The following is a 24,042-nucleotide window of genomic DNA, read 5'->3' on the forward strand; positions in this document are numbered from 1 at the left end:
CGTCATACCCGGTGCGTCGCACCATCAACCCGCTTCCGACAGCGATTTCGCGACGGGTTCAAAACGCACGTCGCGATGCTGCGCGGATCGATCGGCGGCGTTCGTGCACGCCATCGACACGAACGCATCGCGAGTCATGCGCAGCGCGCTCGCCGTCATGTCGATGTCGCGCACGATGCGCTTCGGCAGGCACAGCGCGATCCGCACGGAACTCGAGGTCACGCCGGTCAGGTCGATATCGAAGAACCGCCAGATTCCGTTACCCAGGTCGACATCCGACGCCTGCAACATCGCCATGTCCGTGGTCGGCGGCGGCACGAGACGCGCGGAGCGGTCATAGCAGGCCATGACCTGTCGCGCCGCAGCCGCCTGCAACTCGCCATACGAGTCACCCTCCACATCGATTTCCGGAAAATCCGGAAGCGCGCCGCGATAGCGGGGATTCCCGTGATGCGTGATATAGACCGGATATTTCATGAACCGCTCCCGACAGAAAATGACGACGAACGTCATCATGCGTCGCGGCGGCCCGACGAGTCGGTACGCTGAAGAACAGTCTGCGGGGCACGTTTCGTGGTGACCTGCCCGCCGTTCACACCCCGGATCGCCCGATGCCTCGCCACCCGGTCAGTCAGGCACAACTCGCTCGATCGAGGTACGGCACCGTACCGATCGGCACTGCAATGGCGCGCACACTCACATCAAGGGCCTCTGTCCCTGTTGCCAGAATGCCCAAGACGACCTGAATGCGGCGCGCTTCATCGCTCATCCGACAGGTCGTTGTCACCCAAACGGAGCCTCACCATGAATCCCATCACACTCGTTTTATCGGCTGCGTTCGTCCTCGCGGCATTCGCCGCCGGCGCGTGGGGCTACCTGTATCTCGCGGTCTCCCTTTTTATCGTCGCGGTCCTGATCGCGTTGTCCGTGCGGGTCGCCAACGTCTGGGAAAAATTCGTGATCCTTCGGATTGGCAAGTTGCAAAGCGTCAAGGGTGCCGGTTTCTTCATGATCATTCCAATCCTGGACAACGTTGTCGCGATCATCGACGAACGTATTCAAACCACCGCCTTCAACGCCGAACAAGCGCTGACCAAAGACACCGTTCCTGTCAACGTCGACGCCGTGATTTTCTGGCACGTCCATGACGCGCAGAAAGCCGCGCTCGCCATCACCGACTACCGGCAAGCCATTGACCGCGTTGCACAAACCTCCCTGCGGGAAATGATCGGGGCATCGATGCTGGCTGCATTGTTGTCGGATCGCAAGGCGGCCGACATGCATTTGCGCGACGAGATTGGCCGAAAGACCGTGGAATGGGGCGTGACCGTCCGCTCGGTCGAGACCCGCGATGTCGCGATCCCGGTCGCGCTGCAGGATTCGATGTCGCGCCAGGCGCAAGCCGAGCGCGAAAAGCAGGCACGGGTGATCCTCGGCTCGGCGGAGGCCGAAATCGCCGCCAAGTTCGTCGAAGCGTCGCAGGTCTACGAAAATCATCCAGGTGCGCTTCAGTTGCGGGCGATGAACATCATCTACGAAACGACGAAGGAACGCGGAGCGACGATCCTGATTCCCAGTGCCATGGTGGACAGCCTGAATCCTGTGCTCGCGCTTGCGATTGCCGGGCATGAGGCGGCGGGCGCCGCGCCCGTGCCTGCGCTCAAGACAGCGGCGTAATCGCTAGCTCGTATTCACTCCCCTGCGACGCCTTGCACAGATCGCCCGGACATTGCCAGAACGGGGTTCACCGACAATTTGATGACGAGTCTGTTGCGAATACTCCACCATGGGCAGGAGGCAGAAATCGCTTCACCACGTTACAACGCGGGGATGGTCGCGGCGAAGGTCAGTCCGACACTCATTCCAGATCGGCCGTCGATCCTGATATAGCGTCGATTGCTGAACCTGCGTGAACGTGTCATGGCAAGAAGGTAGTGGCCGCGCTCATATCGCAAAGGCTGATCCTCGAATTGCATCTGGTTCGTCACCGAGACGGTGCCGCCGACGCGCCATGCGACTGCTGCTACGAAGTTCGCCTGGTTCGCGTCGGCAACTGACCCGACATGCACTGCGATGACGGTGCATCACCTTGCGGGCGACTCGCGCGCCCTTTTCCGGGCTTTCATTTCTTATTCACGGTTTGTTTGACGGTATGCCTCGAACCCGCCAGCATGGCACCCAGACAACAATCATTTGATTTTAAACCAATATTTAATGGGGCTGGGTCGCAAACCCGCATGCAGTCTAGTGCGCTCTAACCGGAGAACTCCACGGAAATCAAGGTTACCCCGAACGATCGATGCCGAGCGGGCGCGCGAGCTCACCGCGTTTGTCTTGCGCGCCGCGATCGTGTCACCTTCAATCCTCGATGTCCATGAGCCGGAGCATCAAGACGGTCTATAAAATTAGCATCCAAGCGAGCGTGTCGACGCGCTGCATGTGAATTGTTCGCGATCGTCGATTTTCTAGTACAACGCGTCCGCAGGTAATCCCCCCGTTTTCCACGGGGTTCAGAAGTAGAAACTAAGCGGCCATGGCCAGCCGCTGCTTCGGCGTAAATCCGCCCAGGGCCATGTTCGGGCGGTCGTGATTGTAAGTCCACATCCAGTCGGTCGCGAAGCGCTGCACGTGGTCCAAGTCTTCCCAGTGGTACTGCGACAGCCATTCGTATCGCACGGTCCGGTTGAATCGCTCGACATACGCATTCTGCTGGGGCTTCCCCGGCTGGATGTAGTCGAGCTTGATGTCGTACTGCCGGGCCCATTCGGTGATCGCTGCACTTAGGTACTCGGGGCCGTTGTCACACCGAATCGCTTTCGGCCTGCCACGCCAACGGATGATCTGCCGTAGCGCACGGATCACCCGCTCCGACGGCAAGGAGAAGTCGATCTCAATTCCGAGCGCTTCGCGGTTGAAGTCGTCGATCACGTTGAACAGCCGGATGCTGCGCCCATCGGCCAGTTGGTCGTGCATGAAGTCCATCGACCAGACCTGGTTGACGGCAGACGGTACCGCCAGCGGCTCAGGTACCTGTCTGACCAGCCGCTTGCGCGGCTTGATCCGCAGGTTCAACTCCAGCTCGCGATAGATCCGGTACACCCGCTTGTGATTCCAGCCGAAGCCCTTCACGTTGCGCAGGTACAGGAAGCACAACCCGAAGCCCCAGTTCCGGTGGTTGTCGGTCAGACGCAGCAGCCAGTTCGCAATCTCGTCGTTCTCGGCATCGCGCACGTTGGCGTACCGATAGCAAGTCTGGCTGATCCCGAACGCCTCACATGCCAGCCGGATCGACACGCCTCGACTGGACACCGCATGCTTGGCCATCTCGCGCCGGCGAGATGGCCTCAGTCCTTTTTTGCGAGTGCCTCCGCGACGATCTCTGCCTTGATCTTCTCCTCGACGTACATCTTGCGCAGCCGGGCATTCTCAGCCTCCAGTTCCTTCATCCGTGCGATCAGCGACACATCCATGCCACCATATTTCGAGCGCCATTTGTAGAACGTCGCCGTGCTGATGCCCAGTTCCCGGCACAGGTCCGGTACCGCCAGCCCCGCCTCCACGCGCTTGAGCGCATCCATGATCTGGCTGTCCGTGAATCTCGACTTCTTCATTCTGTAGAACTCCCTCAACGAGAAAATTCTACTTCTGATCCCGCCGGTTCTGCGGGGGGATTACCCCCAATGAATCCGCCCACCGGCATGTCCTCGCCCGCGCCAGAAACACAGGGCGCCGCAACGATGACCGCACCGCTTTTCGATCGCCGCGGTGGGAGCTGTCAATCCCCTAGAGAGGGCCGCGCTCGCGAAACTCGTAGACCAAAGGAAAGTTGTCACCGTTTGCGAAGGAAAGATGTCACTTCGTCGGTCGTCGTTGAGCGAACGATGCGAAATCCACACCGGCATCGGCATGTTCCGACGCGATGCGATTCGCATTCTCGCGGACGATTCCAACGATCTGACGCCGAGTATGCGACAGCTGCTAACGGATCTGTGGTCTGACTTCCTGCGTATCGATGAGCGCGTCATCGCACTTTCCAGTCAGATCGAAGCCTCCGCCAAGCACGATGACGTTGTACAGCGCCTCACGACGATTCCGGGAATTGGCCCGCTTGGGGCAAGCGCTCTGTGCGCAGCCGTTGGAAACGGCAAGCAGTTCCGCAGCGGACGTGACTTGGCTGCGTGGATCGGCCTCGTTCCGCGTCAGCATACGACCGGCGGCAAGCCAACGCTCTTGGGCATCAGCAAACGCGGCAACACGTACCTGCGCCGCCTACTTGTATTGGGCGCTCAGTCCTGTCTGATGCATCTGGATCGCTCAAGAGATCGGCTCGGGCGATGGATCGATACGCTCGAGAGCAGGATGCATCACAACAAGGTCGTGATAGCGCTGGCGAACAAACTTGCTCGCGTCGCGTGGGTTGTGCTCACGCGTCCGGGGGCCCTGTACGAAAAAATGGATCCTCGCTTTTAGAACCGAACCGACCTCAAGTTTGCAGGGACGTGGAATCGAGATGACGCAACAGTTGACTGGCGTGCTGTAAGCCTTGGTCAAAAAAGCGGGCTAGGTGTGAAGCGTCAAGAGGTTGTTTCTCGACGCGGGAAGTCTGGCCATCGGCGCAACGCCGCCGATGGCGCTATGGGCACGATGCCAGTTGTAGTGGTGCTGCCAACTCGCCAAGGCTTCGATGCGATGGGCCGAGCTCTGGTATGTCCATGCGTAGGCCCATTCGCGTAACGCTGACTGGATGAAGCGTTCGGCCTTGCCGTTGGTCTGCGGACGATACGCCCGCGTAAATTTGTGCCGGATACCCAGTTCCTGACAGGCTCGCGCAAACTCGTGTGAGCGAAACGCCGAACCGTTGTCGGTTAGCAAGCGATGCACACGCACGCCGAGTCCGGCGTACCAAGCCACTGCATCGCGCAGGAACTGCACGGCACTGCGTTTCGTCTCGTCTGGATGCATTGCCGTGTAGGCAATCCGGGCGTGATCGTCCACTGCGACGAACAGGTACTCCCAGCCAACGCCGTCCACTGTATCGCGCCGATTGCCGGTGACACGATGGCCAGGACGCGCGATACGGCCAAGCTTCTTGATGTCGATGTGCAGCAAATCGCCCGGCGCCTCGTGCTCGTAGCGCTGAACCGGTTCACGCGGTTGCAGGTCGCTCAACCGAGACAGTCCGGCACGCACCAGCACCCGACTGACGGTCGAGGCCGACACTCCCACCTGTCGAGCGATCTGACGTTGCAGCAAGCGCTGCTGGCGCAATTCCACGATCAGTAAGGCCGTCGACGGGGCGATGGCGCGTGGAGAGCGAGCCGGTCGAGAAGAAGCGTCAGCCAGCGCAACCGCACCGCCGGCTAGGTAGCGTCCAAGCCATTTGCGCACAGTCGGTGCTGTCACGCCGTGATCGGCCGCCGCTTGCGACACGCTCGAACCGGATTCGGTGATCTCCTGAACCATCTCAAGTCGACGTGCGAAAGTGAGTCGGGCATTCTTATGGGTGTTCATCCGGCTGGGTTCCTGGAAGGTTGGGTGTTTGGCGACTTCCAGTCTCCCAGACTCAGTCCGGATGAACCATCGATACAACCTATTGAAGCTTCACAGCTAGGAAGCCCGAGCCAACTTATTAGGAACGGTACGCGCAGATCTCATCATGGCCTGAACGCCAAAAGCGTTCGACTCGCGAGAGGCCGGATACATTTACGCAAACTGACATGCGTCGGATTGACAACGCTCGCCTTGCAAAGCCGGGGCGGACCATACATTTTTGACAGCACATCCTGCAGCATGGCCTTGTCCAGCGACAGATCGGCCACGAGCCGCTTGAGCTTCGCGTTCTCTTCCTCAAGCTGCTTCAGCCGGCGCAGCTCTGAGGGCGATAGCCCGCCGTACTTCGTCCGCCAGTTGTAAAACGTCGCGTCGCTGATCCCCATCTTGCGGCAGACCTCCGCGACAGGCGTGCCCAGCTCGGCCTGCTTCAACGCATATGCGATCTGCTCTTCGGTGAACTTGCTCTTCTTCACGGCATGACCTCCTGGTCTCGATGACAACGTCATGCCGGAATCTTCAACTTCCAAATGGGACAGTTTTGTGGGCTAGGGTCATTTAAACCAACTCCTGGAAAGCGGCAGGAGCATCCGCGGTTGCCCGATGTTTCGCCGCAAACTCTGACGGCGCAGGGTAGTTCAGTGCGCTGTGCGGCCTTTGCTCGTTGTAGTCCTGACGCCATGCCGCGATGACAGCCCGAGCGTGCGCGAGTGTCGTGAACCAGTGCTCGTTAAGGCATTCGTCGCGGAACTTGCCGTTGAACGATTCGATGTACGCATTCTGCGTTGGCTTGCCCGCCTGAATCAACTTCAGCGTGACGCCGTTCGCATACGCCCACTGGTCAAGCGCCCGGCTCGTAAATTCGGGGCCCTGGTATGTTCGCACCGCCTTGGGATACCTGACGGCGCAGGAAGCACATCGGGACATCAGTCATTACCTGATGCACCGGTACAACTGGATACGGCCGCATCAGTTCAATGACGGACTGGCACCGGCTGTCGCGGAAGAAAAACTTAACGCAGTGTCCGGAATGAGTTGACCACTACACTTCTCGACGCGACAGAAACATTGCGCCCTGACCTAGCGATACCCGCACACACTTGAACCACAGCCTCGTAGCCCCGACCCCGCCCGCGACCGGAATCCGCGGCAACAAAAACGGATCGTCGTTCGCACCGGCGCATCCGCGCCGGGTCGTCGTCGCGTTGCCGTAACCGGCAGCGATGACCTCATCGCGCACGCGCGCATCGAGATCGCCGTACGGATAGCAGAACGATTCGACGCATTGGCCGCTCAGCATTTCGAGTTGCCGCTTCGATTCGGTCAATTGAAATGCCGAGACAGGTGTCGGCACATACGACAGCGCAACGTGATCGAGCGTATGCGAGCCGATTTCATGGCCGTGATCGCGCCACGCGAGCATGTCCTCACAGGTCATCAGCGGTGAGCGCTTGGTCGGCGCGCCAGCATCCCAGTCGTTCGCGCCGCCGAACCGGCCGGCGACGAAGTAGCAGGTCGCGGTGAACCCGAGCGCGTCGAGCACGGGCATCGCATGCGTGAGCACGTTGCGAAAGCCGTCGTCGAACGAAATGCCGAAGACCTTGCCCTGCTGCTCTCCGCGCAGGTATGGCTGTAGTTCGCGCACGCTCAGGCCACGGTAGCCGAGCCGCTTGAACAGCGCCATCTGGCGGCGGAATGCGTCGGGCGCGACGCTCAGGCTGCGCAGCCGGTCGGTCGTCGGCGGTAGTTGGCGGATCTGGTGATACGTCAGGATCGGATAACGTGGGGTGAGCGCAAGCATCGGCGGATCGCAGGAAGGCGGGATTACGCAGCCTCGCGGAAAATCCGCATGGTCTTGAAGTCTCCGACCTCAGTAAAATCGGCAGTGGCGGCCCACCGCGCGGTGATCGGTGCGGCATTCCAGTAGGCCAGCGGCTCCTTGTGGTGCAGGTCCCGGTACTTATTCACTGCCATTTTGTAGATATCAATGAAGTCACCCAGCGGTAGGGGTTGTGCCGAATCGATTCGTGATAAACGGACAAGGTCGCGTCGACGAACGCGTCAAACGAGAATTCGCGCTTGCCTTTCAGCCGCGCGCTGCGCCCCATCGCACGGACGCAGCCGGGTTCCTGCACGATCGCGCGCAGGATCGCTTCGATCGCCGCGGGCTCGCGCGGCGGGACGACCCAGCCGTCCACGCCCGGTTCGACGTTCTCGGGCAGCCCGCCCACGCGCGTCACGATCGCGGGGCAGCCGAGCGACATCGCTTCGCGGCACGCATACGACAGGCTCTCGTGGTACGACAGCACGAACGACACGTCGATGATCGAGAACGGCGCCCGCACATCGTCGAGGCGCCCGGTGAACGCGGTGCGCGACGCCATGCCGTGCCGCGCGAGTTGCGCGCGCTGCTCGCCGGACGGCTCCGCGCCGACCAGCAGCACGCGAAACCGCTCGCGCTCGGCTTCGGGCAGGCGGCCGAGCGCGGCGATCAGGTCCATCCAGCCTTTTTCGGGCGCTGTGCCGGCGCTGCTGCCCAGCACGATCGCATCCGCGCCGGACGCGCCGAACAGCGCGATCTTGCGGCGGCGGATTTCGTCGGCCGCGAGTCGTTCGGCAGCGGGCCGGCGCACGCCGTGCTTGACGACCGTGACGTTGCCGTACGGCGAGCGCAGCGCGAGCATGCTGGCGACGTAGTCGCTGACCGCGATCGTGTGGTCGGTGGCCAGCCGGGCACGCAGCAGGTTGCCCAAGCTGTCGGCGCGATAGGTGTTGTGCTTGGTCAGCACGACCGCCGGCCGATACCGGCAGCCGAGCAGCGCCAGCATCACCTGCCGGTGATCGGCGGACCCGTTCACGTGGATCACGTCGAAGCGCTCGGCGGCGATCCGCTGGCGCAGCCTGAGAATCTCCCGGCACAGCCGGTTCCAGCGCGGCTTGAATTCCATGTCGAAGATCGCCACGTCGGGACTGTCCTTCAGCAGTCGCGACAGGCGGCTGCCTTCTGGCGACGCCACGGTCACGCGGTGATGGCGGCTCATCGCGACGGCGAGATCGCGGACATAGGTGTCCTGGCCGCCGCCGTAATCGCCGTGGAAGTTGGTGTACAGAATGTTCATCATGCGTAGCACCTATTCACCAGTGCACATTACAGGACCCAAGATTCAGACAATGAATGATTCACCATCAAACTTGTCAATAACGCCATTTGCGCGCTACCAATTCACCATGGGAACGACGCGAGACGTGACAGATACGTGAAGCGGGGCCGTCTCGGAGTCTGATACCCGTTACAAAAACTTTGCGTGTCCAAAAGCAAATGCTATTTGCGTTTGGACACCCCAGCTGCCGTGGCACAGAAATACCCTGCTACACATCAATGGTGGATACATGGATTCGCTTAAGGCACGTGGCCCGCCTCTACCATTCGGCTTACGGCGGGCCGCACCACACTTTTCAGCTCAGGGGTTGCGCGGATAAATGTCCGTAAGCTTGACATTCCATGTCGAATCGGTCGCCATCAATGCCTGGCTCAAACTTCCGTGCACCGGGGCCAACTGGAGATCGAAATTCGCCAGGCTGAACACGGGCGTCGCCGGAACGAGATCGGTTGCCCTCCCTGTCGTCGTGTCGAGCTTTACGGCAAGGATGCGCACCTTGTCGTCCGCGGCCGGTAACGGCATCAGTCGGGGTACGCGATCCGAGAGCGAGGATGTCGTGCCCACCGCAGTCCACTGCGGCGCCGCATCGGCAGGATCGTCGTTGAGCTGATACAGGAGATAGGTCAGCTCTCCGTTCAGCTCGATGGGAACACCCCAGTATTTATTCTTATCGTCAGCATAGAGATAGCCGAGAATCACCGGGTAGCCATCGAGCGTGGGCCAGTCGCCCGACAGCGGCACATTGAACGACTGCGATGCGCTGAATCCACTTATCTCGCGCAGGGGGCTGCTGCCTACCAGTGTGGCCGTACCATCCGTTCCGACATTGGAAAAAAGAAGATTATCGAGAGAAAGAATCCCGGCGTCACTGGAGACGCTCCCGGTAATCGCCCCTCCCCTGACGACTGCATTGATATCGCTGATATGCGGCTTGGACGCGATGGCGGCAATATATTTGCTTGTGAAATCGCGGTACTTCGGCGAAAAATCGATCGCCTGATACTGTGACTGTGTTGCGCCAGATATGAACGATCGAGACGGAAAGTAGACCGACAGGCCAGACGCGTTGCTGTAATTCGCACTGGTGTTGCTATATACCACCGCCTGACTGATCGCATTGGCCAGCGCAACGGAACCCTGAACCTTGTCCGCGATGTTCCGGGAGAATTGTTTCAGATCGACCAGATCGAGGGACGGGTTACTGTCGGTGCCGCTACCATTGCCGCCAAAGCCCAGTGAGGTCGCCCGCATCCAGGCGACCCGGGCCCAACTGTCATCCGAACCGGAAATCGCCGAGAGCACGGTTCCCGTCCATGATTCGAGGGTAGTCTGAACGTTAGCGATCTTGCTCAGATCGATCAACGAGAGCGTACTGAATTCCCGCTCGCCGTCCTGTTTCTCGATGTACGAATCGGCAACCGACTTCCCAAACGTACGTGCGTCTTGCGTCGCGGAGGCCACGACAGTAGTCCAGTTCCAGCCGCTGCCGGGTTCGAGTTCCTGCGACGCCAAGAGATAGTCGGCATATGGGCTCAGCGCGCTCGCGACTTCAACCGTCGCCATCAGGCATGCGTCGAAGCCGATCAGATCAAAGCGAATATTCGCCGCTTTCTCGCCGTCCGCAATCGCCTTCGACAAATTCGGCAATGTCATCTGCGACTTGTTGAAATTCTCATCGCCACCATATCCCGTCCAGCCGCCCCCGTGATCCCACAACAGCAGCTTGTAATTGCCGGCCGGGTACTTGCTTTTCGTCCATGCAATGAAGTCGGACAGGGTTGACGGCGCCCCCATATCGACCTTGCCCAGATCCGCGACCTGCTGAAGCTTACCGTTGGCAATGACATGGCGCTTTACATTGATCCAGTTCGGCACGAGGCGGGTGGGGTCGTTGACGACATTCGCACCACCGGTTTCGATCACGATATTGGCATTGGGCGGCAGGGTTGCCTTCAACATCTCTTCGAGGTTCTTCGTAGCATTTCGACCCGCCTCGTCGTTTCCACCACCACTCTCAAGATCGGAGCCGAGCATATAAACCATCACGGTGGTAGCGGCTTGCGGCTGGGGCTTGGGTTGGGGCGACGCTGTATCGTCGCCACCGCACGATGCCAGAAACACGACAAGCGAGAATGCCGTCACTTTCATTGATAACGATTTCACGATATCTACTCCATTTTTTAACAATGAATTCGAACTCCAAATTGGAGAACGACATTTTTATTCAGTGATATTTTGCCGCGCGACCGGTTCATTATTAATAAACTGGACACGTGTTCAGATAGCTCGGTCAATATTCGTAATGATCGAGCCAATCCCGGAAATATTTCGCCTGCGAATGCGTTCGGCAAATGCGAACGATCGATGTCCCCGCCTGTTACTGGACGACCTGAATCGGTACGGCGATATCCTGGTTGCGCATCGACGCCGCGGCCGCACGCGGACTCGTATTGATCATCACGTAGCCGAGCACGCCCGGTGTCGCGTTCGGCCGCACCGTGACGGTGACACGTCCATTGCCGCTGTTGACGCTGCCTTTCTCGACCGACGCCACCAGCCAGTCAGGCAAATTGGTGACTTGCCAAGCCAGCCTGATCGGCGTGGAGTAATCGCCCGCGGAAATCTGCAGCTCCGTGGATTCCCCCGCCTTCAGGCGTATCGCGTTATTACGTCCGGCAGGGACTGGTCGGGTCGTGCCGTCGTCGTTCAGAACCTTTACACCGAATGCCGGAGTGGAATAGCTGACGGTGTAAGGCTTGGCCAGCTTGTAGTCGTACAGATAAGTTCTCGATATCAGGTCATTGTCGGCCCTCAGACCGAAGTTGCCTTCGAATTTCGAAACCTTGATCTGCACGCTCTCTTCGACGGCGGGATCTCCCTCGGGCACGCTGAACAATACCCAGGCAACCGTCCCGGCCGTGCCGACGGTAGTGGGATCGGTTTTCCAGATATCACTGGCCGATGTCGCATGGGAAGAAATAAATTCCGCGATGCCATGTTCGGAAGACGAAATCAGATTTTGTGCAGAATAAGTATACGAAGTCGCAATTTCGCCGCTTACCGACGCAGTTATACCCTTGTCTCCAAAAGAAAGAGATCCGCCCATTTTTTGCGTCACCGTGGTGTTTCTCTCGACGGTTTTGGGCATGTAATTATCGACATTCCCCGGGATCACCACACCGCCCCTGATGACCGACAAGGAAAATGCCATATCATGGAGGTTGTTGTAATAACCGCAGTAGTCGCCCTTTACGCACGCATCCTTGCGCGTCGGATGCGTCTTATTGATGCGTGGTTGCGGCGTCGTTTCCCAGTTCGCCTTCACGAGGTAATAGTCGTTCTGCGTGCTTGAATTCAGGCGATACAACGAAAACTGGAGTTTCGCGCTGCCGGCTTTTTGGTCGGACTGCCACCAATTGTCTGTGTACGACTCTAGGCTGACTTCCTGCGAGCTGTTGCCGAGCAGGGTCCATGCGGAAGGGTCGGGATTGGCATTGCCGGCGATGCCCGCCGGAGAGTCCACCGTCGCGCGCACCATAGCCGACTGCACTGCGGATTTTGTCAGACGCTGCCGCGCCTGGCTCGCCCGAACCGGGTCCAGGCAGCGATCGATGCCGTTCCCGTCCGTGGTGCCGTCCTGTATCTGGCACTCTACCGGCGCGCCGTCGACGGCGGATTTCGCCAGGATGAAGCCCGACGACTGCTCGCTCTTCGTGGCGACAGGGATCGATGAAGCTACCGGTACCGTGCTGATGATGCCATCTGTGCCGCTTGGCTCCATTGCGGCGACGCCGCTATCGACCTTGAAGACCGGCATATCGTCGGTCGGTCCCCAGATGTCGACATCGCCGTCGGCCACGATTGCATAGCCGGCATCGTAATGCGCAGCTATTGAGCATTTGTCGACATTCCCTGGCTGTACCCTGTATACCGGATATCCGTCGACGCTCGGAACGTGAGCGGTACTGCTGCAGGTCGGGAATGCTGAAGCCTGCACATTCGGAGAAGCATCCCCGCCGCAGCCGGCCAATGCCGCACTGGTCAACAGCCCCACACCTAAAACCCGCGTACAGAGGATCGTTGACCTCTCATTTTTCATTGTCGAAATTCTCTCCATTTTTCGATGCGCTATTCGCATAGCTTCCCCGTCGGTGATTGGCCGCTCGCCGACTCGCCATCGACTTGCGACGCAAGCGGCGTATGCAGTATCGATTCGGTTGCGGGATGTGGAGTAGTCGCCACATCGTTGGAGCGGACGATACCGCGGAGGAATATGCAAGTGGGGGTCAGGCCTTTGAAAGACTGTCGCTAAGGTTTGCCGGGCTCGATAAAATCTTCGTCCGAGAACAGGGCTGGCGACGGGATGCCGAGATCCAGGGCGAACTGGGGTCGCACTCGGTGCTCCAAGGAGCCGACCATCAACTGCGAGCTCAAGTTAGCGGCGGATGTTGCCGTTAACCCGGAAGAAGAGAAATCTCGCCCGTAAACAGTCCGGCGCTCCGGGTAGATAAAGCCATCGGACTCTCTCGCCAATCGATTGCGAAATTTACATGCCACAAGCAATTGAACGATCACGCTCCAGTGACATTTCCGGAATGCGGATCCTGATCATTGACGATAATCCTGACGATCGACTGCTGCTGGCGGAGTACTTCGGCGGCATCGGTTGCCGCATTTTTGTCGCATGCGACGGCCAGGACGGCTTTCGCAAGGCGCTGGCCATTATTCCCGACCTGATCCTGATGGATGTAGGCATGCCGGTATGCGACGGCCTGACTACCACACGCCTTTTACGATCTGTTCCAGATACGCGCGCGATCCCGATTTGCTTCCTGACGGCGGCCGGCCAACCCGCCGAGCGCGTACAAGGGCTACGGTTAGGTGCCATCGACTACGTGTCCAAACCCTTCGATCTGAAGGAGGTTCACCTGCGCCTCAGCATCCATGCGCGTGCAGGTCGTTACGCATGCGGCAAAAACACTGCCGCGTGTCCGGGCGATACGCTGGATACGCGCTTGTTTCGAGATGCCCGCTACCATCTACTTGCCCGTCTTCACGAGGCATCTCCCGTTCCGTCTCTCGCGCGTACGTTGAGCACGAATACTTTGCGGTTGAACCTGGTCTTCAAACGATGCACCGGCATGACGGTCTCGCAGTTCCTGTTCGAAGCGCGCATGCAATATGCGACAAGCCTGCTTACACAAACGACTATCGACATCCAGACGATCGCCGAGGCAGTGGGATATGGAACCCGGCAGAATTTCTCGACGGCGTACCGAAAACGATTCGGCGCTTCCCCAAACGAGTCACGGATAAAGCAATTCGATGTATGACGCAGTGCAATACTTTGCGAATCGGTCTGTTTTGTTTGGTGCCGGATATTATTTTCGCCCGCCGCCGACGGCTGCTGGCTTCCGAGATATCCTCCCTGCGGTACATTGCTCCGCCGACGCGATGGTGACATTGCGGCACAACGAATGATCATTATTATCGGCAACACAATATGCATCCGTCCGATCTCTCCGCACGCAGCACATCGAGCAGCTGATTTATGACCCGCGTCCTTGTTGTCGATGACCACCTCGACGATCGTAGCCTGCTCGCCGAATTCCTCCGACAACAGGACTTTCGCGTATTCATGGCGAGCGACGGCCTAGACGGGGTGAACAAGGCACGTGCCGTCCGGCCGGACCTGATTCTGATGGACATCAAGATGCCGGGTTGCGACGGGCTCACTGCGTGCCGCAGACTGAAAGCGGATCCGACCACTTCAGACGTACCGTTGATTTTCCTGACCGCATCAAGCCAACCCGAGGAACGCGTTGCCGGCCTCGAGGCCGGTGCGATCGACTACATCACCAAGCCGTTCCATTTCGACGAGGTAAAGCTGCGCGTTGCCATGCACTTGAGATTGAATGGCATTGCGACCGAATCGGAACCGACAGCAGGCGTCCAGCCGCTTAATCAGGATGCTACGAATATCGACCTCGCGCTCTTCCGTCAAGTTAAGGCCATCGTGCTCGCCAACTTCGCCGACGAACCCGACGTCGAAGCACTTGCCGCTCGGACCGGTACTTCACCACGTCGGCTATCGCAAGCGCTCAAACGTTGCATCGGGCTCACAATATTCGACTACATTCGAGAAGAACGACTCAACGAGTCGAGGCGTCTGCTGCTCGAGAGCAACAGCGACATCGTGACCATCGCGCGTAGAGTCGGCTATACGAACGGTGCGAACTTCGCGACCGCGTTCAAGACACGTTTTGGCGTCTCCCCGAGTATGCTTCGCCGCGCGGGCAGCCACGCGAATGAAGCGCTGACCAATCCATGATCGGCCGACGCACGCATGCGGGGAGCCAGCTGGCACTGGCGTGGTTGCTGATGTTTTTCGCATTGACCGCGTTTTCGGCTGACCTTCGATGGCCGCAGGCAATCGACGTCGCATCAGGTCCCGGGTACCGATCGCTGGCGAACGACGTCATGCTGTTCGACGATCGCACGGCAAACCTCGCAGCTGACGCCGTCTTGCACAGCGACGGCTGGCAGCGTGCGACCGCGCGCACGCTATCACGAGGTTTCACGTCGTCGACCATCTGGATTGCAGGCACACTCGCAAATCAAGGCGCGCAAACTACCACGCGATGGATCTCGGTCGATCCAGTACGTCTCGAAGACGTCGCTTTCTACGTGGTCGATCAAGATGGTAATGCGGCCAAGGTGCGCTACCGTTCCGGAATTGGAGCGCCGATCGCGAACCGGCCGCTCGAAACCGTCAGTACCGCGTTTCCGGTCACGCTGACACCTGGCCAGCAAATGCGGTATCTGATCCGCGTGCGAAGCCGTTCATCGTTGACGCTGACCTTGCATCTCTGGCACCCGAGGAACTTCCACGTGGAAGCCCAGCGCAGCATCACCGCGCATATGCTGCTGACAGGCGCCATGCTCGCGATGGCCGTCTTCTCGGCAGTGCTCGCAGCTGTGTGGCGCGACCGTGTCTTCGTGATACTGACGGCAACCGTGGTGTCCGAAGTCATCTACGAATTAGCCTTCGAAGGCTATCTTTACGCGCTGCTTCTTCATCAGGGTGGCGACTGGCTCGTGCGCCTGCCGAGCATCGCGGGCAACATCAGTGTCGCTCTGTTCTCGGCGCTGCTGTATTCGTTCATTGGACTCGATAAATTCGGTGCATGGCGCTGGTCTTACAAGATCATGATTGCGGCGCTTGTCGCCGCCGCCGCCTGGACCGCGTTCGGGGACTATCGCACAAGCGCAGCGGTCGCCATCCAGGGCACACTCCTCTGCAATCTGGTGTGGATAGCATCCGTGGCTCATGCGTACCGGCGCAAGGTGGCGAACGCGCGCCTTATTCTGATAGCGTTTCTTCCCGACTGTGCGACGCTCTTCATTCGCCTCGGTGTGCTATCCGGATTCATTTCCACCAGTTTTAGCGCAGGCACCGCACAGATCTGGGACAGTATCGGCGTGCTGGTTTTGCTATCGATGATCGTCGGCGGCAGGTCGCGTCAGTTACTGCTTGAGCAACGACAAGTGCAGCGGCTGCTTTGGGCTGAACGCGAGGCCACTCAGGAGCGACTCGAGAATGCGGTCGCTACACGTACCCGCGAGCTTCGTAGCGCACTTGAGCAGGCCGACGGTGCGATACGGGCAAAGAGCGACTTCCTCGCCCGAATCAGCCACGACCTCAGGACGCCGCTCACATCGATTATCGGCTTCGCCGATCTCATCCAAGCGGATGGTCGCGAGGATGCGGAACGCGGTCGAGTCATCCGCCGCAGCGCCAACCACATGCTCGGTATGGTCAACGACCTGATCGACTATGCTAGGGGGCGCGAAGCGGACACGCTGTCACCCCAACCTGTATACACCTACGCTCTACTGGACGCCGTCTCACAGCATGGCGATGCACTCGCGAATCGCAGCGCTAACGAGTTTTCTCTAAACGTCGTCGGAGATCTACCGCCAGTCATCGAACTTGATGAACAGCGTATGCACCAGGTGCTTGGCAACCTTCTGGACAATGCAGCCAAGTTCACGAACCACGGCAGTATCCGGTTGACCGTCAGCGCGGATCCTGTCGACAGCACGCAGCGGCGCTGGAATCTGCGCTTCTCCATATCCGACAGCGGGTGTGGCATTGCTGTCGTCGATCACGAGCGCGTTTTCGAGCCGTTCGTGCGCGTAGGGGAACACAACCATCGGCCAGGTATCGGCCTGGGGCTTTCTATTGTCAAGCTATGGACCGACCGGATGGGGGCGACCTTGACATTCGACAGTACCCCAGGAATCGGAACGAAGGTTGTCATCGCGCTTACGGTCGATGAGGTGGACGAAGCGGGAGTCGACAGTCTGCGCATGCATGAATCGGCCGATGCGCTCCCGCTCATAGACGGAGGTGGAAAACTCGTCCTTTTGGCCGAAGATACAGCCGAGATCCGAGAGTTGTTGCGCGGAGATTTGCTCAGCCTCGGGTTCGAGGTTGAAGCCTACGATAATGGCGCGTCAGCGGTCCGGAGACTGATCGCGAAGGATTGCCCGATTCCGGCACTCATCCTAACCGATCGACTCATGCCAGAGGCATCCGGGCATGACGTGTTGGCCGCTGCACGAAGCTGCCATCCACATGTCCCAGTCGTTCTCGTTTCCGCTGTGCCGTTCAGCCAGGCAGCACGGCCGGATGCGAGTGAATGTTTCGACGCTCAGCTTCTCAAGCCAATCAGTCTTGCCGATTTGCGTAACGCAATCGCTACGCTGCTGAAGATACAACGTGAACATCGATCGGCGCAGCCGGCATCGCAAGATCCACCGTGTCTCGAACCACCCGCCGCGGTATTGCTCGACGAAGCACGCGTGCTGATCGAACTGGGCGCGATATCCGATTTGCTTGACTGGGCGGAAAAGATTGCTCAGGCGGCACCGCGGCATGCACCCTTTGCAGCTAAAGTCAGTCAATTGGCAAGAAGAGGTGAGTTGCGGGAACTCCAGTCAATGCTTGACTTTCCCTGAAGCGCCAATGCACCAACGTCAATCTGACGCGCTGGTACAAAAGAGTGGTTAGGTTCGAATGTAAGCGATCGATAAACGACACACCTCGGTCATCAAACGTGTAAGAACGCTCTGATACCCGGCTACGCAGTGCCATGCGCTCGGCATCAACGCGTCGGGCTCGCCCTCGGTGTGCATACAGACAAGACCGCGACACGTCGAATACCGCGCAGATCAGCTCGACCGATTCGCTTGCGCCAATCTGATCAATTACTTCGTACGTTCGATGCCTTCCGACATCAAGAGCGCGGTAGCCATTTTTTCAAATGGCCTTCTCACGCTCGAGGCGTTCGATACGCGCCTCGAGTTCCTGTATACGCTGTTGATCCGGCGTGATTGCCTTGCCCAGCGGCGTGACGCCCTGGCGCTCCATCTGAAGCTGCTTCACCCGGCGGCGCAGCACCGTCTCGCCGACGCCGACCGAGCGGCTTGCTTCCATATGACTATAACCCTGATCGAGCACCAGACAGGCGGGTTGCTGTTTGAACTCCGGGGAAAACGTACGTCGTTGCTTGCTCATCTGACACCTCTTCATGGCGACCACTCTTGCCTAAATCAGTGTCCGGATTCATTAGACCACTACACTATTGTTCGGCCAGCTGCTTGAGCTCTTCGCCTTTGGCGAAGAAATCTTGCTGTCCGGGAAGCGGCGCCGGCGGCCGGCGCACTGCGCGCGGCCGCGGATGGCCGGACCCTTCAGCGTCCGTGCGATCGCCTGCAGCTGCGCCCACACACGGTCCGCCTCGTCGGCCGACATGGTGTCGGCCGCGACTTCGAGTGCACTGACGAGCGATTCCAGTTGCGCGGGCGCCGAGGCCAGCATCGCACGCACTTCCGTGCGTGCCTGGCCTTCCCGGTAGACCGAGAGCCAGCTCGCGAGTGCTTCGCGTTCGTCGGGAGTTAGTACGGCGAGCAGCTCATGCGGTGCAGGCTCGTCGGCGCGAAACGTGCCGAGCACGTGTTCGCGCCGACGTCCCCTTGCACGCGGTTGCTTGGGAGGCTCGACGCGCAGCACCTTGATGAGGTTTCCCTGTTCTCGAATGAGCATCGACTCGTCTCAGATTTCACACGATCACACCGAAGCATAGCGCAACCGCGTGTCGCGAACGACCGCGACACGCGGCACAAGCTTGTCCAGTCTTGCGGCCAGGGCCGCAAAAAATGGCGCTCGCCGCGCGGCGAGCCGGTGCTGTCTAAACTTTGCGCATGCCGCCAGTCCCCTAAGCTCGTCGCCCCAAACGCGACCGTAGCCCATCGTCGTTCGCATTCAAGGGTGCGCTTCGCCGGCCGCGGCACCCGTTCGGTGCTCGCCCTTCGGGCTGCGCTCCGCATGCGGCTTTGCGACCGCCCTTGAACACGCCCGCCGGCAGGCTCCTCTAGTCGTGGGACGACGAACTCAGGGGACTGGCGGCAGCGGGTCTGCCGAAGTCAAGCCGTCACCGGCCCGAACCCCTACGAGGGGAGCGCCGAATCTTGGGGCCCGGGCGGCCAGCAATGCAAACCACTCTCGAACGGAGGTCACGATGAAATCGACTCGGCTTAATAATTAAATAGTAATCCTTAGATGTTCAGCGTAATTACCGACGAATTCCTGATTGACTCGCATCGAAGCTGAATCTTAAACGGAGAGAACCATGAAACTCGCAACAAAGTTTGGCAGCAACGCCCCGATCCGTCGCTCGAACACGCCGCTCGCCGATGAGCAGATTCGTGAGGTCGCGCCGTCGATCTTCGCCGCCGACAAGCACGACTCGCGGTCGGACCGCTACACGTACATCCCGACCATTGAGCTCCTCACGAAGCTGCGCGCTGAAGGGTTCCAGCCCTTCATGGTTTGCCAGACCCGCGTGCGCGTAGACGCGAAGCGCGAGCATACGAAGCACATGCTCCGGCTCCGTCACGCGTCGCAGGTCGCGTCGCCGGAAACCCCGGAAATCATCCTCCTCAACAGCCACGATGGGTCGAGCAGCTACCAGATGCTGGCCGGCTACTTCCGATTCGTCTGCCAGAACGGTCTCGTATTCGGCGACACGACGCACGACATCCGCGTGCCGCACAAGGGCGACGTCGTCGACCACGTCGTCGACGGCGCGCACGAGGTGCTCGACGGGTTCGACCTGATCCGTGAATGCAAGAGCGAGATGGAAGCCGTGCAGCTCGATGAAGGGGAGCAACAGGTGTTTGCGCGGTCGGTGCTGGCGCTCCGGTACGACGTGACCGAAGCGCCCGCGCCGATCACCGAGGATCAGCTGCTTCGCGCGCGTCGTACCGAAGACAACCGCCCCGACCTCTGGACCACGTTCCAGCGCGTGCAGGAGAACGTGATCAAGGGCGGACTGCGTGGTCGCTCGGCCACTGGCCGCCGGATGTCGACACGCGGTGTGGCCGGCATCGATCAGGATCTCCGCCTGAATCGCGCCATGTGGGTGCTCGCAGAAGAGATGCGCAAGCTGAAGGCCTAACTCTAACGCGCCGGCGGCCGCCGCCGGCGCCCTCGCCTCACGTTGTCCGGTACACCATCATTCGAGGTTCAACATGATCCATCAGATTGCAGATCGCCGTACCCAAATTTCCGAGTCCGCCCGCGCGCGGGGCAGCCGGGATTCCGCCACCGCGCCCGCGGTGCTGGCCGACGTGCTGACGCTTGTCGAGACCGCGCAGTTGGTGCAGACCGTGTTGCGTGAAGGCTTCCCCGCGACGTCGTTCGCGGTGCGCGTCGCGAAGAACGAACACGGCACGCAGCTGACAATCGACTGGACCGACGGCCCCCGAGACGTGCAGGTTGCGCGCCTTGTGATGCCGCTGCAGGCCACGCGTTTGGCCGACGGCGGCAGGGTTGAGCGGGTCGAACACTTCATGTTGACGTCCAGCGGGCGGCAGACGGTTCGTCTCGCTGCAGATCGGATCGCGCTCTCGCGACAGTTCAGCGATCGCGCGGTTGAGCGTGCACTCGCGCGGCTCGCGTCGCGCTACGGCGATCGGCTGGCGCCGGATGTGCGCGCCTCGATGACGGTCGATGGATATCGCGCAGGCAACCTGCAGCTGCTCGAGGTGATCGGCGTGCATCGGGCGGGCAGCGTTCGCTCGGGATCTAACGTGCAGATGGATATCGCCGCAATGCTTGCCGAGACGTCCGACGTGCATGGCTTTCCCCGTTCGGCCACGGCCGCGCGTCTGTTTGTACGGCGCGATGTCCACTGACCAGAATCCACGAGGAGCGAAACATGACAGCGATCGCAACTGCCGCAATTGAAGCCGCCCGCGCGTATGGCCTTCAGCTGCGCACCGTGCCGGATTGGAACGACGAGGATGGAGCCGAGTGGGCTCGAGCGGCCAGGGCCGGCCGCGAACAGCTTCTGACGGCCTTGGCCGCCTTGAGCGACGCAGATGCATTGCGCGTCATTCGGGGGAACCTTGGTGTCGAGCCTGACGGCGAGACCCTGTTCGAGCTCGTGGCGGTTCACGAGGTGCAGGCGTGGCGGGAGCGTCCCGACAGTTCCCGATGAGCTGCCGATCGTCGCGCACATGGTGATGATGGATGGTGCGCGATCTCACATTTTGCGGGCAGCCAGCCGTCGTGGTTCGGCTGCCCCGAGCACGACCAGGACGCCCCAATGAATCAGCTTTTCCTGAAGATGCCTAATCTGCATCGCGTCATCGACCGAGCGCACGCCGATCTGATTGCGCGCGGCGCGGCGATCGCCGCTGAATGTGGTCTAGCGCCTTGCGGGCCAGCGGGCTGGTCCAACGGCCTGCGCGACGCCGATCGTATCGCTCTGGTCGTATACCGGCCGAGGCACGGCGGCGGAGAACGGTATGGCGTAACACGTTTCTTTGACGGCCAGTACGCGTCGGCCGACTGCGTGCTGCCCGAGCATGCCACGCGTGCCCTTTTGGCCGCTACGCGTGCAGAATTCGAGCGTATCTGTGCGGCCGACGCCACGCGACGTGCGGACATTCGACTCGACGCGAGCGTCGGAGATCCCGACGGTGCATCGATCGAGCTGCTCGCGAGCGACGTCGACGTGCAGCGTCGAGATGTGCGCCTCGAGGCGCAGCAACTGGCGCTGTTCTGACGCTGCCGTACCTCAACCTGCTCGGCCGTCGTACGGGCAAGTTTGCGCGGCGGCCGCTCTCGCGGCCGCGCTGACGGAATCGCGATCGCGCCGCGCGATCGGAGATCGCCGCGTCGCTCATGACCGGGACGCCGCACCGTCGGTCCGCTACGTCCTGCAGGTCCATCCCCTTCCGTCGGCATTCCACAGCCGTCGACCTTTCAACCCGGAGCCCACGTTCGCCCGCCGTGTCCTGGCGGACGGACCGCTGCGCCGTGCGCGACGAATGTCGCACGGCGCCCCGCTCCTGCAAGGGGCTTTCGCGGCATATCCTCGCGCGCTTCGCGCACTCCGGTATTCCACGGTCCCCTTGCCCGCCATTCCCCTGCGGGCGCTCGCCAGCTCCGGGTAGCACGGTTTGCGAGCCAGATCGTTCTGGCTGTGCTCCGGCTGCCCCTATCTCAACTCTGAGGAGCTGACCGTGAGCTATTTGTACAACGGCGACTGCCTGGTCGCCATGCCCAAACTCGCCCCCGAATCCGTCGACTGCATCGTGACGGACCCGCCTTACCTCGTGAATTTCCGCGATCGCAGCGGCCGCTCGATCGCGAACGACGTCAACGGCGACTGGCTGGCGCCGGCGTTCGCCGAAATGTTCCGCGTCCTGAAACGCGATGCCGTGTGCATTTCGTTCTACGGCTGGAACAAGGTTGACCTGTTTTTCGACGCCTGGAAGGCCGCCGGCTTTCGCGTGGCCGGCCACTTCGTCTTCACGAAGTCCTACGCGTCCAAGGCCGGCCTGGTGAAGTACCAGCACGAATCGGCCTACCTGCTCGCCAAGGGGCGGCCCGCGGCGCCGGCGGCGCCGATCGCCGACGTCATGCCGTTTCCGTACAGCGGCAATCGCCACCATCCGACCGAAAAGCCGGTCGCCGCGCTGCGCACACTCATTTCCGCTTTTACGCAGCCCGGCGACGTCGTACTGGATCCGTTCGCCGGCTCCGGCTCGACGTGCGTTGCCGCCCGCGAGCTCGGGCGCCGGTATATCGGCATCGAACTGGACGCGACCTACTTTGCGGCCGCCAAGGCGCGCCTGACGGCGCCCGTCGCCGGCGCCGCTTTGGCCGCGGCCTAAGACCCGAACAGAGGATATTCATCATGCGACTGATCGTTTCAGCCTATTCCGGTCTCGAGCAGCTCGACCATCCCCGCACGAACGAAAACGGCGACCCTGTCGACGTGTTTTGCGTCCGCCTCGACGCCGCGGTGCGGTTCCCGCACCGCGCCAGCGACCTGGACATGGCGCGAATCTATCGGTACCGGAATTCGTTCGAATTCAGCGCCGGCACCTACGTCATGCACGACATCTTCCGCGAGCGCCTGGCCGAGATCGCCGATTACCCGGCGATCTCGATCGGCGCCGCGCGAATCTGCCATACGAACGGCGCCATCGCGGCAAAGGACGGCCCGTTCAAGGAACTGATCGATTTCTCGATCACATCGGGAACGATCGGCACTCGGACTTCCGCAAAGCTGGCCGACGATTTCAGCCGGTTCCTTGGAGCAATCGACGCCGATTGCGATCACCTGTTCGCCGAGCTGTACCGAAATTGGTATTTCGCCTTCTGCCTGGCCGAGAACTGCGGCGCAGTGCAGCTCTCTTGACCACACGAGCGCCGGCCGCGCGCCGCGGCCGGCACACCTGGAGAACAGCATGCCCCGATATTTGATTGATGCAATTTTGGCCGCGATCGCGGCAAACGCCTTCGGTCCCGAGATCTCGGACGTATGGGATTCCGACACGGAAATCGAAGTCCTGCCGGCGTCGTTGCGTTACGCGATGCTGGAAGCGTTCCAGGCCGGCCAGTGCGCGCGGCGATAAATCCACCCGCCGGCCGCGGCTTTGCCCGGGGGCCGGCCTTTCCAGAGACACCCATGAACAAAGGCGAATTCGAAATGTTGCTGTTTGCGATCGCGCGTATCCATCTGAACATCGACACGCTCGAAACGCGTTACAGCGACCGGCTGGATTTCCACGATTGTGCCGTCTGGTGTATCCGTGCCGCATTGACCGCGGCGTACGACGCTGGCGTTATTGAAGGGCGTCGAAACGCTTCGAAGTGACGCGCGGCCGCCGGCGCGCGCCTGGCGCCGGCCGCGTTCGTCGCTCGACCATGTTCCACCGCCGGCCTGGCCCCGCAGGCCCGGCCGGC

Annotated in this window: 22 protein-coding genes and 4 pseudogenes; 14 read left to right on the top strand and 12 right to left on the bottom strand. The window is 60.6% G+C overall.

Going from position 1 to position 24,042, the window contains the following annotated elements:
* Positions 1–24 precede the first annotated feature (24 nt).
* A complete protein-coding gene (locus KR541_RS36425) occupies positions 25–477 on the bottom strand; it encodes a type II toxin-antitoxin system HicB family antitoxin (protein ID WP_089484734.1) in 453 nt (150 codons plus the stop codon).
* A gap of 327 nt (positions 478–804) precedes the next feature.
* On the opposite strand from KR541_RS36425, the gene KR541_RS36430 reads away from it, so the two are divergent.
* Positions 805–1,677 (top strand): slipin family protein, encoded by an 873-nt coding sequence (locus KR541_RS36430; RefSeq protein WP_089484717.1) that lies wholly within the window; start codon positions 805–807, stop codon positions 1,675–1,677.
* A gap of 846 nt (positions 1,678–2,523) precedes the next feature.
* On the opposite strand, the gene KR541_RS36435 is transcribed toward KR541_RS36430, so the two are convergent.
* A protein-coding gene (locus tag KR541_RS36435; protein WP_085962303.1) for an IS3 family transposase occupies positions 2,524–3,611 on the bottom strand; the annotation gives its coding sequence in 2 pieces (ribosomal slippage) (positions 2,524–3,350 and positions 3,350–3,611; 1,089 coding nt in all).
* Between the two features lie 154 nt (positions 3,612–3,765).
* Here KR541_RS36435 and KR541_RS36440 point away from each other — a divergent pair.
* Positions 3,766–4,470: an IS110 family RNA-guided transposase gene (locus tag KR541_RS36440; RefSeq protein WP_175810128.1), complete on the top strand. Its 705-nt coding sequence runs from the start codon at positions 3,766–3,768 to the stop codon at positions 4,468–4,470.
* Between the two features lie 90 nt (positions 4,471–4,560).
* Here KR541_RS36440 and KR541_RS36445 read toward each other — a convergent pair whose 3' ends face one another.
* From KR541_RS36445 to KR541_RS36455, 3 genes and pseudogenes are all read right to left on the bottom strand, one after another.
* Positions 4,561–5,511 carry an IS481-like element ISBcen26 family transposase gene (locus KR541_RS36445; protein ID WP_089487672.1) on the bottom strand — a complete coding sequence of 317 codons (951 nt, stop codon included), beginning with the start codon at positions 5,509–5,511 and terminating at the stop codon, positions 4,561–4,563.
* A gap of 257 nt (positions 5,512–5,768) precedes the next feature.
* Positions 5,769–6,026, bottom strand: a pseudogene (locus tag KR541_RS36450) (transposase); the annotation flags it as partial.
* A gap of 82 nt (positions 6,027–6,108) precedes the next feature.
* Positions 6,109–6,447, bottom strand: a pseudogene (locus KR541_RS36455) (integrase core domain-containing protein); the annotation flags it as partial.
* Between KR541_RS36455 and KR541_RS36460 the strand changes: the two are divergent.
* Positions 6,440–6,589, top strand: a pseudogene (locus KR541_RS36460) (IS3 family transposase); the annotation flags it as partial. The pseudogenes KR541_RS36455 and KR541_RS36460 overlap by 8 nt on opposite strands.
* Positions 6,590–6,592: 3 nt before the next feature.
* Here the strand turns inward: KR541_RS36460 and KR541_RS36465 are convergent.
* The 5 genes from KR541_RS36465 to KR541_RS36485 all read right to left on the bottom strand — a co-directional run bounded on the left by KR541_RS36465 (position 6,593) and on the right by KR541_RS36485 (position 12,828).
* The gene (locus KR541_RS36465; RefSeq protein ID WP_089487671.1) at positions 6,593–7,351 is read right to left on the bottom strand and encodes a polysaccharide deacetylase family protein; all 759 of its coding nucleotides are present in this window, start codon (positions 7,349–7,351) and stop codon (positions 6,593–6,595) included.
* 23 nt (positions 7,352–7,374) lie between these two features.
* Positions 7,375–7,524, bottom strand: coding sequence for a hypothetical protein (locus KR541_RS36470; RefSeq protein WP_175810067.1), 150 nt, complete (start codon positions 7,522–7,524; stop codon positions 7,375–7,377).
* On the bottom strand, positions 7,515–8,669 hold the full coding sequence (locus KR541_RS36475) for a glycosyltransferase (RefSeq protein ID WP_089487680.1): 1,155 nt from the start codon (positions 8,667–8,669) through the stop codon (positions 7,515–7,517). Before KR541_RS36475 ends, KR541_RS36470 begins: the two co-directional genes overlap by 10 nt.
* 342 nt (positions 8,670–9,011) lie before the next feature.
* Positions 9,012–10,874 (bottom strand): clostripain-related cysteine peptidase, encoded by a 1,863-nt coding sequence (locus KR541_RS36480; RefSeq protein WP_226136174.1) that lies wholly within the window; start codon positions 10,872–10,874, stop codon positions 9,012–9,014.
* A gap of 214 nt (positions 10,875–11,088) precedes the next feature.
* A complete protein-coding gene (locus tag KR541_RS36485; protein WP_125380584.1) occupies positions 11,089–12,828 on the bottom strand; it encodes a hypothetical protein in 1,740 nt (579 codons plus the stop codon).
* A gap of 478 nt (positions 12,829–13,306) precedes the next feature.
* Between KR541_RS36485 and KR541_RS36490 the strand changes: the two genes are divergently transcribed.
* From KR541_RS36490 to KR541_RS36500, 3 genes are all read left to right on the top strand, one after another.
* The gene (locus tag KR541_RS36490; protein ID WP_089487668.1) at positions 13,307–14,044 is read left to right on the top strand and encodes a response regulator transcription factor; all 738 of its coding nucleotides are present in this window, start codon (positions 13,307–13,309) and stop codon (positions 14,042–14,044) included.
* A gap of 218 nt (positions 14,045–14,262) precedes the next feature.
* Positions 14,263–15,042: a response regulator transcription factor gene (locus KR541_RS36495; RefSeq protein ID WP_089487667.1), complete on the top strand. Its 780-nt coding sequence runs from the start codon at positions 14,263–14,265 to the stop codon at positions 15,040–15,042.
* Complete coding sequence (locus tag KR541_RS36500; protein WP_089487666.1) at positions 15,039–17,735, top strand: hybrid sensor histidine kinase/response regulator; 2,697 nt, start codon at positions 15,039–15,041, stop codon at positions 17,733–17,735. Before KR541_RS36495 ends, KR541_RS36500 begins: the two co-directional genes overlap by 4 nt.
* Before the next feature lie 109 nt (positions 17,736–17,844).
* Here the strand turns inward: KR541_RS36500 and KR541_RS36895 are convergent.
* Together KR541_RS36895 and KR541_RS36510 are read right to left on the bottom strand one after the other, a co-directional pair.
* A pseudogene (locus tag KR541_RS36895) lies at positions 17,845–18,294 on the bottom strand (transposase); the annotation flags it as partial.
* A 51-nt stretch (positions 18,295–18,345) separates the two neighbouring features.
* The gene (locus KR541_RS36510) at positions 18,346–18,822 is read right to left on the bottom strand and encodes a hypothetical protein (protein ID WP_226136165.1); all 477 of its coding nucleotides are present in this window, start codon (positions 18,820–18,822) and stop codon (positions 18,346–18,348) included.
* Between the two features lie 586 nt (positions 18,823–19,408).
* Between KR541_RS36510 and KR541_RS36515 the strand changes: the two genes are divergently transcribed.
* The 8 genes from KR541_RS36515 to KR541_RS36550 all read left to right on the top strand — a co-directional run bounded on the left by KR541_RS36515 (position 19,409) and on the right by KR541_RS36550 (position 23,953).
* Positions 19,409–20,236, top strand: a complete 828-nt coding sequence (locus tag KR541_RS36515) for a DUF932 domain-containing protein (RefSeq protein WP_089487664.1) — start codon at positions 19,409–19,411, stop codon at positions 20,234–20,236.
* 73 nt (positions 20,237–20,309) lie between these two features.
* Positions 20,310–20,975 carry an LPD29 domain-containing protein gene (locus KR541_RS36520; protein ID WP_089487663.1) on the top strand — a complete coding sequence of 222 codons (666 nt, stop codon included), beginning with the start codon at positions 20,310–20,312 and terminating at the stop codon, positions 20,973–20,975.
* A 23-nt stretch (positions 20,976–20,998) separates the two neighbouring features.
* A complete protein-coding gene (locus KR541_RS36525; protein WP_089487662.1) occupies positions 20,999–21,280 on the top strand; it encodes a hypothetical protein in 282 nt (93 codons plus the stop codon).
* A 108-nt stretch (positions 21,281–21,388) separates the two neighbouring features.
* On the top strand, positions 21,389–21,850 hold the full coding sequence (locus KR541_RS36530) for a hypothetical protein (RefSeq protein WP_089487661.1): 462 nt from the start codon (positions 21,389–21,391) through the stop codon (positions 21,848–21,850).
* 460 nt (positions 21,851–22,310) lie between these two features.
* Positions 22,311–22,964 (top strand): DNA methyltransferase, encoded by a 654-nt coding sequence (locus KR541_RS36535; protein WP_038740883.1) that lies wholly within the window; start codon positions 22,311–22,313, stop codon positions 22,962–22,964.
* 23 nt (positions 22,965–22,987) lie between these two features.
* On the top strand, positions 22,988–23,494 hold the full coding sequence (locus KR541_RS36540) for a hypothetical protein (protein WP_089487659.1): 507 nt from the start codon (positions 22,988–22,990) through the stop codon (positions 23,492–23,494).
* Positions 23,495–23,543: 49 nt separating this feature from the next.
* Positions 23,544–23,711, top strand: coding sequence for a hypothetical protein (locus KR541_RS36545; protein ID WP_175810126.1), 168 nt, complete (start codon positions 23,544–23,546; stop codon positions 23,709–23,711).
* A 53-nt stretch (positions 23,712–23,764) separates the two neighbouring features.
* Positions 23,765–23,953, top strand: a complete 189-nt coding sequence (locus KR541_RS36550; RefSeq protein ID WP_006481578.1) for a DUF6900 domain-containing protein — start codon at positions 23,765–23,767, stop codon at positions 23,951–23,953.
* Positions 23,954–24,042 lie beyond the last annotated feature (89 nt).

Origin of the sequence: Burkholderia sola, from assembly GCF_905400185.1 — a bacterium.
Classification (GTDB): Bacteria; Pseudomonadota; Gammaproteobacteria; order Burkholderiales; family Burkholderiaceae; genus Burkholderia; species Burkholderia sola.

What these genes read in the sequence shown, in the direction of transcription:
- KR541_RS36425 (WP_089484734.1), bottom strand. Translation starts at nt 477, where the DNA reads ATGAAATATCCGGTCTATATCACGCATCACGGGAATCCCCGCTATCGC.
- KR541_RS36430 (WP_089484717.1), top strand. Translation starts at nt 805, where the DNA reads ATGAATCCCATCACACTCGTTTTATCGGCTGCGTTCGTCCTCGCGGCA.
- KR541_RS36445 (WP_089487672.1), bottom strand. Translation starts at nt 5,511, where the DNA reads ATGAACACCCATAAGAATGCCCGACTCACTTTCGCACGTCGACTTGAG.
- KR541_RS36465 (WP_089487671.1), bottom strand. Translation starts at nt 7,351, where the DNA reads ATGCTTGCGCTCACCCCACGTTATCCGATCCTGACGTATCACCAGATC.
- KR541_RS36470 (WP_175810067.1), bottom strand. Translation starts at nt 7,524, where the DNA reads ATGGCAGTGAATAAGTACCGGGACCTGCACCACAAGGAGCCGCTGGCC.
- KR541_RS36475 (WP_089487680.1), bottom strand. Translation starts at nt 8,669, where the DNA reads ATGAACATTCTGTACACCAACTTCCACGGCGATTACGGCGGCGGCCAG.
- KR541_RS36485 (WP_125380584.1), bottom strand. Translation starts at nt 12,828, where the DNA reads ATGGAGAGAATTTCGACAATGAAAAATGAGAGGTCAACGATCCTCTGT.
- KR541_RS36490 (WP_089487668.1), top strand. Translation starts at nt 13,307, where the DNA reads ATGCGGATCCTGATCATTGACGATAATCCTGACGATCGACTGCTGCTG.
- KR541_RS36495 (WP_089487667.1), top strand. Translation starts at nt 14,263, where the DNA reads ATGACCCGCGTCCTTGTTGTCGATGACCACCTCGACGATCGTAGCCTG.
- KR541_RS36500 (WP_089487666.1), top strand. Translation starts at nt 15,039, where the DNA reads ATGATCGGCCGACGCACGCATGCGGGGAGCCAGCTGGCACTGGCGTGG.
- KR541_RS36510 (WP_226136165.1), bottom strand. Translation starts at nt 18,822, where the DNA reads ATGCTCATTCGAGAACAGGGAAACCTCATCAAGGTGCTGCGCGTCGAG.
- KR541_RS36515 (WP_089487664.1), top strand. Translation starts at nt 19,409, where the DNA reads ATGAAACTCGCAACAAAGTTTGGCAGCAACGCCCCGATCCGTCGCTCG.
- KR541_RS36520 (WP_089487663.1), top strand. Translation starts at nt 20,310, where the DNA reads ATGATCCATCAGATTGCAGATCGCCGTACCCAAATTTCCGAGTCCGCC.
- KR541_RS36525 (WP_089487662.1), top strand. Translation starts at nt 20,999, where the DNA reads ATGACAGCGATCGCAACTGCCGCAATTGAAGCCGCCCGCGCGTATGGC.
- KR541_RS36530 (WP_089487661.1), top strand. Translation starts at nt 21,389, where the DNA reads ATGAATCAGCTTTTCCTGAAGATGCCTAATCTGCATCGCGTCATCGAC.
- KR541_RS36540 (WP_089487659.1), top strand. Translation starts at nt 22,988, where the DNA reads ATGCGACTGATCGTTTCAGCCTATTCCGGTCTCGAGCAGCTCGACCAT.
- KR541_RS36545 (WP_175810126.1), top strand. Translation starts at nt 23,544, where the DNA reads ATGCCCCGATATTTGATTGATGCAATTTTGGCCGCGATCGCGGCAAAC.
- KR541_RS36550 (WP_006481578.1), top strand. Translation starts at nt 23,765, where the DNA reads ATGAACAAAGGCGAATTCGAAATGTTGCTGTTTGCGATCGCGCGTATC.